This window comes from Ensifer sp. Root278 (assembly GCF_001429285.1).
Classification (GTDB): Bacteria; Pseudomonadota; Alphaproteobacteria; order Rhizobiales; family Rhizobiaceae; genus Ensifer.
In genome coordinates this window covers 183173-197146 of record NZ_LMJJ01000023.1, presented here as the reverse complement: position 1 = coordinate 197146, position 13974 = coordinate 183173, and the positions used below count along the sequence as shown (strand labels likewise).

Genomic DNA, 13974 nt, shown 5'->3' with positions numbered 1-13974 from the left:
CAGTCACGCGGTCTTCCTCGTTACAATGTGGTCGCGGCGCGCGCGGACTGTTCATAGGCGCCCGACATGAAACGCAGGACGGCGGCGATCTCGGAGAGTGTCTCTTCGGAGGGGCGGGCTTTCGCGGTCGAGGAAACCAGCAGGCGTTCGCGGATCTGAGCGTAGCGCGTGCAGGCGTCCGACCCCTTGTCGGTGATGAGGATGGTCTTTTCCTTGCCTTCCTTGCCCGTGGTTACCAGGCCGGCGGCTTCGAGCTTGCGGATGGCATAGGTCGCGACATGGGTGTCTTCGATATCGAGGACCAGACAGATGTCGGCGAGCTTCTTGCCGCGGTCGCGGTGGCGGATCGTGTGCAGGATCAGGATTTCGATCGGCGAAAGGCCCGGCACGCCGGCGGCCGCCATGCAGCGCATCATCCAGCGATGAAAGGCGTGCGACGCGAGGATCAGGCCGTATTCCACTTCCGAAAGACCAGGGGAACCGCCTTCCGCCAAGTGCGCGGAGGAAACGATCGGGCCGATGGCCGCGACCGGCTTTAGATGTTCGGGCAGGGCGTTTTCGGCCCATTCCCGACCTTCGAAGCTATCCTCAGGCTTCTTCGTCATTCAGCTCTTCCTCATCTTGACGATTTTATGTCATCATTTTATCGACATTTTGTCAACGAACTGCTTTGATGAATTTCCGGGCTTGCACAGTCATGCGGCTCGCGAACGAGAGGGATGGACAATGAGCGCACGCGAAACCGGCAGTTGGGACTTCTGGGTCGACCGCGGCGGCACCTTCACCGATGTCATCGGCCGCGATCCGCAAGGGGTGCTGCATGCGCGCAAGGTGCTTTCGGAAAATCCGGAAGCCTATCGCGACGCCGCAGTGCAGGGCATTCGCCTGCATCTCGGCCTTGCGACCGGTGCCGCGATCCCGACCGGTCTCATCGGCGAAGTGCGCATGGGCACGACCGTTGCCACCAATGCACTGCTCGAACGCAAGGGCGAGCCGCTGGCGCTCGTGACCACCAAGGGTTTCCGCGACGCTCTGAAGATCGGCTACCAGGAGCGCAAGAAGATCTTCGCAACCGAGATCATCAAGCCGGAAGCGCTCTATCAGGACATCGTCGAGCTCGACGAACGCGTGCTGGCCGACGGAACAGTCGAGACGCCGCTCGATGAGGCGAAGGCGCGCGCGGCACTCGAAGACCTGAAGGGCAAGGGCTACAAGGCCGTCGCCATCGTCTTCATGCACGCCTACAAATATCCCGAGCATGAGGCGGTCGTTGCCCGAATTGCCCGCGAACTCGGCTTCGAGCAGGTCTCGGTCAGCCACGAAGTCTCGCCGCTGATCAAATATGTCGGGCGCGGCGACACCACCGTCATCGACGCCTATCTGTCACCGGTTCTCCGCCGCTACGTCGCCCAGGTCTCGGGCGAACTCGATATCGCCCGCACCGGCGCGCGCGTCATGTTCATGATGTCTTCGGGCGGCCTGACTGCGGCTGAAATGTTCCAGGGCAAGGATGCAATCCTTTCCGGTCCGGCGGGCGGCGTCGTCGGGCTCGCAAAAACCGGCGAAGCTGCCGGTTTTGAGCGCGTCATCGGCTTCGACATGGGTGGCACCTCGACCGACGTCGCCCATTTCGACGGCGAATATGAACGTGCGTTTGAGACCGAGGTCGCCGGCGTGCGCGTGCGTGCGCCGATGATGCTGATCCATACGGTTGCCGCCGGCGGCGGCTCGATCCTGCATTTCGACGGCGAGCGCTTCCGCGTTGGGCCGGATTCGGCCGGCGCCAATCCGGGTCCTGCCTGCTACCGAAACGGCGGCCCGCTCGCGGTTACCGATGCCAATGTGATGCTCGGCAAGCTGCTGCCGGAATTCTTCCCGGCGCTCTTCGGCCCGAACCAGGACGAACGCCTCGATGTCGAGACCGTGCGCGGGCGCTTTTCAACGATGGCCGGCGAGATCGGCGACGGCCGTAGCCCGGAGGATGTAGCCGACGGCTTTATCCGCATCGCGGTTGCCAACATGGTCGAGGCGATCAAAAAGATTTCCGTCCAGCGTGGCTATGACGTGACGCGCTATGCGCTAAGCTGCTTCGGCGGCGCCGGTGGGCAGCATGCTTGCCTCGTTGCCGATCAGCTCGGCATGAAGAGCATTCTCGTGCACCCGATGTCCGGTCTGCTTTCGGCCTATGGCATGGGGCTCGCCGATATTCGTTCGACGCGCCAGAAGGCGCTCGGCGTGGCGCTTGACGACAAGGCGCCGGTAGCGCTCAGCACCCTTGGCGCCGAGCTCGAGGTCGAATGCCTTGCCGAACTCGACGCGCAGGGTATCGCCCGCGACGAGATCCGCACGCATCTGCGCGCCCATATCCGTTACGCCGGCACCGATACGGTGCTCGCGGTCGACGCGACCTTCCCGGATCATGACGACATCGCCCGCCTGCGCGCCGAGTTCGAAGAGTTGCACAAGCGCCGCTTCGGCTTCGTCGCCGAGAACAAGGCGCTGGTCATCGACGCCGTCGAGGTCGAGACGGTCGGTGGCGGTGCTGCCCAGATGGAGCGCGAGGGTGGGGCGGTCACTAAGGGAACGCCGGATATCGTCCGCAGCACGCGCTTCTATTCGCAGGGCCAGTTCCACGACGCGCCCGTCCTGCTGCGCGCCGAGATCGCGCCCGGCCAGCGGCTCGACGGTCCGGCGATCATCATCGAACCGAACCAGACCATCGTCGTTGAGGATGGCTGGCAGGCGGAACTGACGGCCAAGGACCACATCGTGCTTCGCCGCGTGAAGGCGTTGCAGCAGCAGAGCGCGATCGGCACCCATGCCGATCCGGTCATGCTGGAGATCTTCAACAACCTGTTCATGTCGATCGCCGAGCAGATGGGTGTGACGCTGCAGAACACCGCCTATTCCGTGAACATCAAGGAGCGGCTCGATTTCTCCTGCGCCGTTTTCGACAACCGCGGCAATCTCGTTGCCAACGCGCCGCATATGCCGGTGCATCTCGGCTCCATGGATGCCTCGGTCGCGACCGCGATCCGCGAGAATCCGGTGATCCAGCCGGGCGACGTGTTCCTGATCAACGCGCCCTATAACGGCGGCACACACCTGCCTGACCTTACCGTCTGCACGCCGGTCTTCGACGATGCCGGCAAGGAGATCCGTTTCTGGGTCGCCAGCCGCGGCCATCACGCCGATATCGGCGGCATTTCGCCGGGCTCGATGTCGCCGTTGGCCACCAATATCGAGGAGGAAGGCGTCTATATCGACAACTTCAAGCTCATCGATGCCGGCCGCTTCTGCGAGGCAGAACTCGAGACGCTGCTCAATGGCGCGCGCTATCCGGTGCGCAACATCCTGCAGAACGTCAACGATCTGAAGGCGCAGGTCGCGGCCAACGAAAAGGGCGTCGCCGAACTCAAGAAGATGATCGCCCAGTTCGGCGAGGACGTGGTCGAGGCCTATATGGGCCATGTTCAGGACAATGCCGCCGAGAGCGTGCGCCGCGTCCTCGATCAGCTGCCCGATGGTGAATTCTCCTACGAGATGGACCAGGGCTGCAGCATCGTGGTCAAGATCACCGTCGATCGCGACAAGCGCGAGGCGACCGTCGATTTCACGGGGACGTCCGAGCAACGCGGTGACAATTTCAACGCCCCGGCGCCGGTCACCCGCGCCGCAGTGCTTTATGTCTTCCGTGTACTGGTCGAGGCGGACATCCCGATGAATGCCGGGTGCCTGCGTCCGATCCACATCGTCATTCCAGAGGGAACGATGCTAACGCCGCGCTATCCGGCTGCGGTCGTTGCCGGCAACGTCGAGGTCAGCCAGGCCGTGACGAACTGCCTGTTCGGCGCCGTTCAGAGTCAGGCGGGCGCGCAAGGCACGATGAACAATCTGACCTTCGGCAACCAGAACTACCAGTATTACGAGACGATCTGCTCCGGTGCGCCGGCCGGTCCCGGTTACAACGGCGCCGATGCGGTCCATACCCACATGACCAATTCGCGCCTCACCGACCCGGAAATCCTCGAAACCCGCTTCCCGGTGGTGCTCGAAGATTTCCATATTCGTGTCGGCTCGGGCGGCCGTGGCCAATGGAACGCCGGCAACGGTACCAAACGCACGATCCGCGCTCGCGAGAAACTGGATTTCGCCATCCTCTCCGGCCATCGCCGTGTAGCCTCCTTCGGCATCAAGGGCGGCAGCCCCGGCGAGCTTGGCCGCAACCTGGTACGCCGCAACGACGGCCGGACGGAAGAATTGCCGGGCTGCGCCCACACGGTTCTCGAAGCCGGTGAAGCCTTTACCGTGGTAACGCCGACCGGCGGCGGCTACGGCCGGTCGTAGGCTTCGAAACAAGATCTCCCAAGACTGCTGCGGTGGTCTGCGGGCGGGCGAGCGATCGTCCGCCCGTTTTTCGTTTTCGCTCCCGTCTCCATTTTTTGCTGCACTGCGAAAAGCTGCGATCGCTTTTTTAACCCGAATTTAAATGCAAGATTACTATGTACTTATCGGTCAGTGCGCGCTGCAATTCCTCCTAAATAGCGCACGCAAACAGCCGGTCCTCCTCCCGCCGGTATGGCTGACCATGTCCTCCCAACAACGCGATCGCGACATCACAGGAGTCACGGCAGTGACGTTCAAGAACCTATCGATATTGACCAAGGTCGGCCTTGTGGTCGTGGTCATGGGCATATCTTCCATTCTGATCGCGCTTGCCGGTGCGCGCGGTCTTTCCTCTCTCGGCGCGACGATCATCGACGTCGGCGCGCGCGAAGAGGCAGCACGCGAGGCGATGGACCTGCGCGTCGATATCATCGCCATCAGCCGCATGACCTACCAGCTTGCTGCAGCGCCCGAGAAAGCCGCCGATTTCGGCCAGGAAACCGAGAAGCGCGCCGGGGAAATGCTCGGCCGTCTGACGAAGATCGAGGCTGTTGCCGACGATGCGGAAGACAAGCTGCTGAACGACATCCGCATCACGCTCAACAGTTATTTCGACGAGATCCGCGCGATGATCGCCGTTGCCGCCGACACGGGCACAAACACTGGCGCCGTCAAGGCGGCACTCGACAAGGCGCTCGAAGCCCAAAAGACGGTGACGGCGACGGTCAAGACCTACAGCACCTACTCCGGCGACGCGCTCGCCGCCGCCCGCTCCGAAGCGCTCAATTCCTCTTCCGTCGCGATGACCATCCTGGCCGCCGCCGCTGCGGCCTGCGTCCTCTTCGGCGTCGGCGTCAGCCTCTTCGTTGCCCGTCGTGGTATCGTCATGCCGGTGCGCGAACTCACCTCGACCATGAGCGAACTTGCCGACGGCAAGCTTGATGGCAACGGTACCGATGTCTCGCGCCAGGATGAAATCGGCGAGATGGCCCGTGCCGTCGAAGTCTTCCGCAAGAACGGCATTGCCATGCGCGCGATGAAGGCGCAGGAAGCCGCACTGCATGCCCGCAGCAGCGACCTGCAGTCGAACATCAGCGTCGTCGTCGCTTCCGCCGTTGCCGGCGACTTCACCGGCCGCATCACCAAGGACTATGAAAACGACGACCTCAACCGCTTCGCATCGAGCGTCAACGAGCTCGTCTCGAGCGTCGACCAAACGGTCAACGAAGTCCGCCGCGTGATCGCCGCACTCGCCGATGCCGACCTGACGCAGACCATGCGTGGCGAATTCCACGGCGCATTCGCCGAACTGCAGACGAACGTCAACCAGACGATGGTGACGCTGCGCTCGACGATGCAGAACGTACGCACCGCGGCAAGCACCATCAACGACAACTCTGCCGAGCTGAGTTCTGCCGCCAACGATCTGTCGAAGCGCACCGAACAGCAGGCCGCAGCGCTCGAAGAGACGGCCGCCGCTCTCGACGAGATCACTTCGACCGTGCGCACAGCTTCCGAGCGGGCGAATGAGGCGCATGAAATGGTGCGCGCCACCAAAGACAGTGCCGGCCGATCCGGCGCGATCGTGCGCAGCGCGGTCGATGCGATGGGCCGGATCGAGGATTCGTCCAACCGCATCAACCAGATCATCTCGGTGATCGACGAGATCGCCTTCCAGACCAACCTTCTGGCGCTAAACGCCGGCGTCGAAGCGGCCCGCGCCGGCGAGGCGGGTCGTGGTTTCGCCGTCGTCGCCCAGGAAGTGCGCGAACTGGCGCAACGCTCGGCCAACGCCGCAAAGGAGATCAAGACGCTGATCCACAGCTCAGCGTCGGAAGTCGAGAATGGCGTGGCGCTGGTGCGCTCCACCGGTGAGGCTCTGCTGGAGATCGAGACGCTGGTCAACAATGTCAGCGGCCACGTCAACACGATCGCGACGGCCGCCCGCGAACAGGCGACGGCGCTGCAGGAGATCAACACCTCGGTCAACCACATGGACCAGATGACCCAACAGAACGCGGCGATGGTGGAAGAAACGACGGCGGCAAGCGGCACGCTTGCCGAAGAAAGCCGCCAGCTCCGTACGATGCTGGCGAAGTTCAAGCTCGAAGCGCAGAGTGCACGCGACAGCTGGAGCCGGGCGGCCTGATCGAGGGGCGAAAGTTACACGCGCTCAAGTGAAGCCATATCTGCGGCGGCACTGTCCTTCCTGCACTGCATTTGCGGGGCAGGGCGCGGAGGCCGCCGCAGGCTTTTCAGAGGGGCGATAGTCTCCGCATTGCCGCCCCCGGGGATCCGGGCGCTGGTGCGTCTGGCGAAGACGCTCCTTCCCACCCGCCGATAGCGCCGCGTCGGTTCGGCCGGCCCCGTTTGCGAGAACAAACCCGGTCGGCCTGCGGGGCTTGCGCGGGTGGTGGCTCCATCATTCTTCCTGAATTGCTGTGAAGCGCTGTTAGCGGCTATTCTGGAAGGCACACGTGTGAGTCGTTGATTTGCGGGACAACCGAATGACGCAGCAGTTCGACCTCTTTGCTTCGAACGAGGCAGCTACCAAAAAGGCAGGCGGCGGGTCAGCGGTCAAGAGGACCTCGTTGAACGAGGAAGATATGGTCCGTCACCTTCAGGCGACGGGCCGCTACCGCCTGCTGCAGCGGCTTGTGCCGCGCGCCGTGGTGCCTGTTGCTCGTCCCGGCTTTCCGCTGAAAGGCGTCATCCTCGATACCGAGACCACTGGGCTCAACAATCGCAAGGACGAGATTATCGAGATCGGGCTGATCGCTTTTACCTTCGATGAAAAGGGGAACCTCGGCGATGTGACGGGCGTTTATGGCGGTTTGCGGCAACCGGCCAATCCGATCCCTGCGGACATCACGCGCCTGACCGGCATTACCGATGCGATGGTCGCGGGAAAGGCGATCGATCTCGCCGAGATACGGACGCTGATGGAAAGAGCGGACCTTGTCATCGCGCATAATGCCGGCTTCGACCGTCCCTTCTGTGAGGCCTTTTCACCCGTCTTCGAAGGAAAGGCATGGGCCTGTTCCGTCTCTGAGGTCGATTGGTCCTCTCGCGGCTTCGAAGGCACGAAACTTGGTTATCTGATCGGGCAGGCCGGCTATTTCCACGACGGCCACCGGGCGGTCGACGATTGTTTCGCCCTGCTCGAAGTCCTTGCCAAGGATGGCGGCTCCGAAAACACGCCCTTTGCCGAGCTTTATCAGGCAAGCCAGCGAACGCGCATCCGCATTTTCGCGGAGAACAGCCCGTTCGACATGAAGGACCATCTGAAAGCGCGCGGTTATCGCTGGTCTGACGGAAGCGACGGCCGTCCGAAATCCTGGTGGATCGAGATCGCCGATGCTGCGCTTGAGGACGAGCTCCTTTATCTGCGCTCGGAGATCTATCGCTGGAATGAAGCCGATCCGCCGATCAAACGCTTGACCGCTTTCGATCGGTTCCGCGCCTGACAATCAGACGAGCACGCGGGATCGCCAGGGTAGACCTTGCGTGGACGCGGCCCCTGTCAATCAAATTATCCCGTTTTCTGCCGGCCTTTGTATGAAGGCAACCTGCCGATCGTAGCGCCAGCGCTGGCACCGGGCTGCACTGGCGGCGCCTTTCTCCTCGGTCGCGCCCGATGATGCTCAGTGCGGCGCTGTTCGAGATCCGGCAGCCTAACTGCTTCACCGACCCGCCTCTTCTCGATGAGCGGCCTTCAGGTCAATCGTGGCCTTGAGCTCTCTGCCTTCGGTGAGCCGATGGACGGTCTTCGTCTGCTTGGCGGCATTACTTTCATGGATGTCGAGCTGGCAAAGACACAAGGCGGCCTGCACGACGGCAAGAGCGTCACGGGCGTCCCAAAAAAACGGTGATCAGCCTTTACGGCGAATACGATATGCCCTGGGTTTGAGGACCTGACGCTCACGGGTCGCGTCATTTACACCGGCAGCAGCTATTATGATCGGGCGAACACGCAGAAGGTTTCGGACTGGACGCGGGTTAATCTCGGCGCGCGCGCGAGAAAACGGCAATCCGTTGGAATTCCGGGCGACGGTCGAGAACGTTTTCAACGAGAACTACTGGGCATCGTCTGCCTGTGGCTTCCTCTCGGCCGGCGCACCACGCACGTTCATGCTTTCGGCTTCGGTTGATTTCTGAGGCTGCTGCCCAGATTTCAGTTAGCAAAAAGAAACGGCCGGCATATGCCGGCCGCTTCTCGTTTAAACTGCGTATCGATCACGTTTCCGGCGCATAGCCGAAGACGATGGCCGGATTTTCTGCTGTTTCAACCCAGACGCTCTTCGTCTGGGTATAGGCCATCAAGGCATCACGACCGGAGGAACGGCCATAGCCGGAGCGACCAAAGCCGCCGAAGGGCGACATGACGCTGATCGTCTTGTAGCCGTTGATCCAGAAGGTTCCGGCCCGTACCTTGGAAGCAACGCGATGCGCGCGACCGACATCGCGGGTCCAGACCGCACCGGCAAGGCCATAGGGGTTGTCGTTGGCGAGCGTGATTGCCTCTTCTTCATCGTCGAAGACGGTGACACCGACGACAGGGCCGAAGACCTCCTCACGGGCGATCGTCATCTCCGGTTTGACGTTGTCGAGAATGGTCGGGGCGAAATAGAAGCCGCCGGAGGATTGAAGTGCCGTTGGCTTGGCGCCGCCGGTCGCAAGCGTGGCGCCTTCCGCCACGCCCTGCTTGACCATTTCCTCGATCTTCGCCCACTGACGGGCATTGTTGATCGGGCCGATCTGCGTCGTTTCGAGATAGGGATCGCCGACCGGGATGCGCGCGGCGGCCTCGGCATAGCGCTCGACGAACTGCTGATGCACCGAGCGGTGGACGAGCAGGCGCGAGCCGGCAACGCAGCTCTGGCCGGCGCCGGAGAAGATCGCCGACTGAGCGCCGACGATGGCGCGGTCGATATCGGCATCGGCAAAGACGATGTTGCCGGACTTGCCGCCGAGTTCGAGGATGCAGGGCACGACGTTCCTTGCGGCCGCCGCCGCAATTGCCGAACCGGCCAGCGCCGAACCGACGAAGACGACGAGTGCCGTCTTCGGATGCGCGACCATCGCCTGGCCTGCCGTCACGCCCTGGCCGGCGATGACGTTGACGAGACCACGCGGCGCGCCGCCCGCCTCGCAGAGCGCACCGAGCACCAGCGTGCTGAGCGGCGTCAGTTCCGACGGTTTGATGACGACGCCGTTGCCGGTGCAGATCGCCGGTGCGATCTGCCAGCCGCCGGTAAAGAGCGGCGCGTTCCAGGGGGTGATCTGCGCGACGACGCCGAGCGGCTCGTTCCGGGTGTAGTTCAGGTGCGAAGTCGGCACCGGGATGACCTCGCCATGGAGCTTGTCGCACCAGCCGGCATAATATTCGAACATTTCGGCGACGCGGACGGCCTCGCCGCGGATGTCGCGGATCGGTCTTCCGGCCGAACGGCTTTCGAGCTCGGCGATCTCGCCGGCGCGCTCGCGGATATTGCGGGCGATCTCGTTCATCACCCGGCCACGGGCCGAAGCGGTCATCGAAATCCACTCGCGCTGGGCACGCGCTGCGGCCTGCATCGCCGCGTCGACGACGTCCTTGCCGGCATCCTTGAAGGTGGCAAAGACTTCGCCGGTCGCCGGATCCGTCAGCTTCTGCTCATCGCCGGAGCCGGGCACAAGCGCGCCATCCACATAGCTGCCGATTTCCGTGCCAGGAAGGAAACCGTGAAAGAGAGCGCGGATGCGCTCGGCCTTGGCGGGCATGGTCATTTCGTTCATCGTCGTTCCCTTGGGTATCAGTTGTCGTTGGCGGGGCGGAAGGCGCCCATGCGGGTGAAGTCATCTGCATTGTCGAGCGGGCTCTCGGCCCAGAGCCTTGCGACAGCACGCGAAAGCGGCAGCTCGGCGCCGGTGCGCGCTGCAAGTTCGCTCGCAAGCCGCACGTCCTTGCGCATCAGCCCCATGGTGAAGCCGCTGTCGAAGCGGCCGTTCATCACCCAGGTCGGGAAATGCACCTCGCTGATCATCGACTTGCCGGAGGCGGCGTTCAGCACCTTCAGCGCCACTTCCGCGTCAAGCCCGGCCGCAAGCGCCAGCTTCAGGCCTTCGCCCGTCGTAACCATATGGGCGGCGGCGAGCAGGTTGTTGACAAGTTTGGCGACGTTGCCGGCGCCGCTTTCACCCACATGCAGCGCCTTCGCCGACATCGCCTCGATGACGGGGCCGGCAAGGGCGACGTCCGCATCGCTGCCGCCGATCATCATCGTCAGTTTGCCGCTTGCGGCACCGGCCGGCCCGCCGGACACGGGCGCGTCGATGAAGCCGTGGCCGAGGCCGGCAAGGGCTGCGGCGAGATCACGCGAGACATCCGGCTCGGATGTCGAGGTGTCGATGATCACGACCCGCGGGCTGGCCGATTTCAGCGCCTCGAGATTGGCCTCGACGACAGCGGCGACGTCCTTCGCGGTCGGCAGAGAGAAGACGATGAAATCGGTATCGAAGAAGACGTCGGCGAGCGAGGCGACCGGGGAAACGCCACCTTCGGCCGCAAGGGTGCGCCGGGCTTCCGAAAGGTCGAAACCTTTGACCGCGAAACCCTCTCGGGCGAGCGTCGTCGCGATGCCGAGCCCCATGGCGCCCAATCCCACCACGCCCACTGTCGTTCGTTCCGCCGTCATGATCTTCTCTACCCTCGTCTGGTTCTGATGATCGGGCGAAGGTGGCATGCGGGGTGGCGAGCGGGTAGACGGCGCGCCTGGTACAATGCGTTGCTGGCGTGGCAACGTCTGCGGCGTTGTCCAGCGGCGCCGAGAGGGCGCGCTTAGCTGCCGAGAACCGTGGACGGCCGTTCAGAACTAAGGGCGAGGTGGCGCGGAGCCGATGCGTCAGCCGCGGAAGGATTGCATTTCTTCCGCGAGATGTTGGCCGAGTTTTTCGACCGAGAGCGGCAGGCGGCGGTGGGCGCGCACCATGAGGTGGGCACTCGCCTCGCGCAGCAGCGGATCGGCGAGGTCGATCGCCTGCATCGCCCCGCGCGCGATTTCGACGGCAACGGCCGTGCGCGGCAGGAATGTGACGCCGAGGCCGGCGGCAACGAAGCGGCGCAGCACCTCGATCGAATGGGTTTCGAGCAGCGGCGCCAGCGCCAGTCCCGCATCGGCCGCCACCCGCGCCACCAGTTGCGTCACGCCATTGCCCTTGCCGAGCAGCGCACAAGACGAGGTCAGGCAATCGGCGAGCTTCAGGTCGCGGCGTGTTGACAGCGGGTGACCTGTCGGCACGATGACGCAGAGCGGTTGGCGGGCGATTGCCAGCGCCCGGATGCGCGGGTCGGTGAAGGGGGTGTAGGCGATGCCGATATCGGCGTCGCTGTTGGCGATGGCGTCGACCACGTCTTCGGTGCTGCCGAGCTCGACGATGTAGCGCACGTAGGAGTGCGCCCTGGAGAACGAGGAAAGCCCGTTTTCCACCAGATCGGCCATGAAGCCCTCGCCGCAGCGAATACGGATGCGGGTCTGCTGCACGCCGCGGATCTGGTCGAGCTGTTCAGCGAGCAGTCCGTTGTCTTCGAGTACCCGCTTGCCGTGTTCGAGCACCAGTTCGCCGGCATCGGTCAAGACCGTGCCGCGCGCGGTGCGTTCGAAGAGGGAAAGGCCGATGTCGCGTTCGGTGTCGGCGACCTGCCGGCTGACGACCGATGGCGCCAGCCCCATATGCTCCGCAGCACCCCGGATCGAACCGATGCGCGCAACCGCCATAAAGATCCTGAGCGCTTTCGCGTCGAGTACATCCATGGCGGTCATGGATGCGACGGAATCCCCTCGGGGTCAACGACCAAGCGATGTGGAGATGAGGCGTGTCCAGAGGTTTACGCCCTCACCGATGATCGCGTCGTTGAAATCGTAGTGCGGTGAATGCAGGCCGGGATTGGCGCCTTCGCGCCGGGCGCCGAGCCAGAGATAGCAGCCCGGGCGTTCGTCGAGCATGAAGGCAAAATCTTCCGCGGCCATGCTTGGCGGCGCGTCGACGACGGTCAATGTGGTGTCCTCGGCGGCAATGGCACGCACAAGGGCGGCGGCAGCCGGGTCGTTGATCGTGGCGGGATAACGCCGCTGATAGTCGAACTCCGCCTTGCAGTCGAGCCCTTCGGCAAGCGCCGTGACGAGTACGCGCATGCGTGTTTCCAGCGTGTCGCCGACCGATTTGTCGAACCAGCGCGTGGTGCCGCGGATCACGGCTTTTTCCGGGATGACGTTCCAGGCGTCGCCGCCATGAATCTGCGTGACGGAGACGACGGCAGCTTCGAGCGGCGAGACGTTGCGGCTGGCGATAGTCTGCAACGCGGTGACAATCTGGGCGACCGCGACCAGCGGGTCGGCGCCCTCGTGCGGCATGGCGCCGTGGGCGCCGCGGCCGGTGATGGCGATTTCGAAAACGCCGAAGGCGGCCATCATCGCATCGTCGCGCGCGACCACCGAGCCGACGTCGAGCGCCGGCCAATTGTGCAACGCATAGACGGCATCGGCCGGAAAATCGCGGAAGAGCCCGTCGGCGACCATGACCTGCGCGCCGCCTTCGGCCTCTTCGGCCGGCTGGAAGATGAAGTGCACCGTGCCGTCGAAATCCATTTCGCTTGCCTGCCGCGCGGCGGCAAGCAGCATTGCGACATGGCCATCATGGCCGCAGGCATGCATCTTGCCCTGCGTTTTCGAGGCATAGGCAACGCCGCTCGTCTCTATGATCGGCAGCGCGTCCATGTCGGCGCGGATGGCGATGGCGCGGCTCGACGTGCCGCGCGTGAGCGTGCCGACGAGGCCGGTGCCGCCATAGCCGTCCTTCACCGTGATGCCCCATTCGGCCAGCCGGCCAGCGATGAAGGCCGCAGTCTGCCGCTCTTCGAAGGCAAGCTCGGGATAGGCATGCAGGTGATGACGCCAGCGGATCGTTTCCTCGATGCGTTCGGGGCTGATGTCGTGGCGTGTCATGGTTTGCATCCTGTCGATGAAGGGATGGCTGGCCGGCCTGCGCGGGCCGGCCAATCCTTGTGTCAGGGTCTCGGTTATTGCCCGAGGCGCAGGAAGAGGTCGGCAACGACGACGGAACCCATGTAGGTGCCGACCATCACGCAGATCGCGACGATGACGATCTTCCAGCCCGAGCGGCGGGCGATGGTGAATTCGCTGGCGGTGAGCGCGAGGCCGCCATAGGCAAGCGCCGGCGTTGCCAGCGCGAGAAAGTTCAGGTGTTCAACCTGTTCGCTGACCCAGGCCGCACCCGGGACGCCGGGGATGGTGATGAGGATCGCGATCAGCGACACCCAGGCGACACCAGGCAGGTAGAAGGGCACAAAGCGGGCGAGCGCCAGGCCGACGATGCAGGCGACGTAGAGCGTTGCCATGCCCGGGAGCGCCGTCAGCGGCGAGGTGCCGGTGCCGACCCAATTGGCGATAAGCCCGATGGCGCAAGCGATCAGAAGCAGGCCGGCATGGCCGACGACATCGATCTTGCGCTCGTCTTCGGCGTTAAGAGGGAGATCGTCGGCGTAGTTGGCGGAGGTGTTGGTCTGGTTGGCCATGATATCTCTCCCGA

The 13974-nt window shown here is 63.8% G+C and carries 10 protein-coding genes; 4 read left to right on the top strand and 6 right to left on the bottom strand.

The window, feature by feature from the left end:
* Positions 1–20 precede the first annotated feature (20 nt).
* Positions 21–605, bottom strand: a complete 585-nt coding sequence (locus ASE60_RS17340) for a winged helix DNA-binding protein (protein WP_057251784.1) — start codon at positions 603–605, stop codon at positions 21–23.
* Between the two features lie 121 nt (positions 606–726).
* Here ASE60_RS17340 and ASE60_RS17335 point away from each other — a divergent pair, with 121 nt between their 5' ends.
* The 4 genes from ASE60_RS17335 (at position 727) to ASE60_RS35735 (ending at position 8258) form a co-directional block, all read left to right on the top strand.
* Entirely contained in the window at positions 727–4347 is a 3621-nt protein-coding gene (locus ASE60_RS17335; RefSeq protein ID WP_057251783.1) for a hydantoinase B/oxoprolinase family protein, read from the top strand.
* A 286-nt stretch (positions 4348–4633) separates the two neighbouring features.
* A complete protein-coding gene (locus ASE60_RS17330) occupies positions 4634–6535 on the top strand; it encodes a methyl-accepting chemotaxis protein (RefSeq protein ID WP_057252100.1) in 1902 nt (633 codons plus the stop codon).
* A gap of 358 nt (positions 6536–6893) precedes the next feature.
* Positions 6894–7853, top strand: coding sequence for a 3'-5' exonuclease (locus tag ASE60_RS17325; RefSeq protein WP_057251782.1), 960 nt, complete (start codon positions 6894–6896; stop codon positions 7851–7853).
* A 237-nt stretch (positions 7854–8090) separates the two neighbouring features.
* Positions 8091–8258: a hypothetical protein gene (locus ASE60_RS35735; protein ID WP_244495652.1), complete on the top strand. Its 168-nt coding sequence runs from the start codon at positions 8091–8093 to the stop codon at positions 8256–8258.
* Between the two features lie 364 nt (positions 8259–8622).
* On the opposite strand, the gene ASE60_RS17320 is transcribed toward ASE60_RS35735, so the two are convergent.
* The 5 genes from ASE60_RS17320 to ASE60_RS17300 form a co-directional block, all read right to left on the bottom strand.
* Complete coding sequence (locus ASE60_RS17320; protein ID WP_244495658.1) at positions 8623–10149, bottom strand: aldehyde dehydrogenase family protein; 1527 nt, start codon at positions 10147–10149, stop codon at positions 8623–8625.
* 32 nt (positions 10150–10181) lie between these two features.
* On the bottom strand, positions 10182–11063 hold the full coding sequence (locus ASE60_RS17315) for an NAD(P)-dependent oxidoreductase (RefSeq protein WP_057251780.1): 882 nt from the start codon (positions 11061–11063) through the stop codon (positions 10182–10184).
* Between the two features lie 207 nt (positions 11064–11270).
* A complete protein-coding gene (locus tag ASE60_RS17310; protein WP_244495651.1) occupies positions 11271–12188 on the bottom strand; it encodes a LysR family transcriptional regulator in 918 nt (305 codons plus the stop codon).
* A 24-nt stretch (positions 12189–12212) separates the two neighbouring features.
* Complete coding sequence (locus tag ASE60_RS17305) at positions 12213–13370, bottom strand: M20 aminoacylase family protein (protein ID WP_057252098.1); 1158 nt, start codon at positions 13368–13370, stop codon at positions 12213–12215.
* A gap of 74 nt (positions 13371–13444) precedes the next feature.
* Positions 13445–13960: a hypothetical protein gene (locus ASE60_RS17300; RefSeq protein ID WP_057251779.1), complete on the bottom strand. Its 516-nt coding sequence runs from the start codon at positions 13958–13960 to the stop codon at positions 13445–13447.
* Between the last annotated feature and the right edge of the window lie 14 nt (positions 13961–13974).

What these genes read in the sequence shown, in the direction of transcription:
- ASE60_RS17310 (WP_244495651.1), bottom strand. Translation starts at nt 12,188, where the DNA reads ATGACCGCCATGGATGTACTCGACGCGAAAGCGCTCAGGATCTTTATG.
- ASE60_RS17325 (WP_057251782.1), top strand. Translation starts at nt 6,894, where the DNA reads ATGACGCAGCAGTTCGACCTCTTTGCTTCGAACGAGGCAGCTACCAAA.
- ASE60_RS17335 (WP_057251783.1), top strand. Translation starts at nt 727, where the DNA reads ATGAGCGCACGCGAAACCGGCAGTTGGGACTTCTGGGTCGACCGCGGC.
- ASE60_RS17305 (WP_057252098.1), bottom strand. Translation starts at nt 13,370, where the DNA reads ATGACACGCCACGACATCAGCCCCGAACGCATCGAGGAAACGATCCGC.
- ASE60_RS17315 (WP_057251780.1), bottom strand. Translation starts at nt 11,063, where the DNA reads ATGACGGCGGAACGAACGACAGTGGGCGTGGTGGGATTGGGCGCCATG.
- ASE60_RS17320 (WP_244495658.1), bottom strand. Translation starts at nt 10,149, where the DNA reads ATGCCCGCCAAGGCCGAGCGCATCCGCGCTCTCTTTCACGGTTTCCTT.
- ASE60_RS35735 (WP_244495652.1), top strand. Translation starts at nt 8,091, where the DNA reads ATGAGCGGCCTTCAGGTCAATCGTGGCCTTGAGCTCTCTGCCTTCGGT.
- ASE60_RS17340 (WP_057251784.1), bottom strand. Translation starts at nt 605, where the DNA reads ATGACGAAGAAGCCTGAGGATAGCTTCGAAGGTCGGGAATGGGCCGAA.
- ASE60_RS17300 (WP_057251779.1), bottom strand. Translation starts at nt 13,960, where the DNA reads ATGGCCAACCAGACCAACACCTCCGCCAACTACGCCGACGATCTCCCT.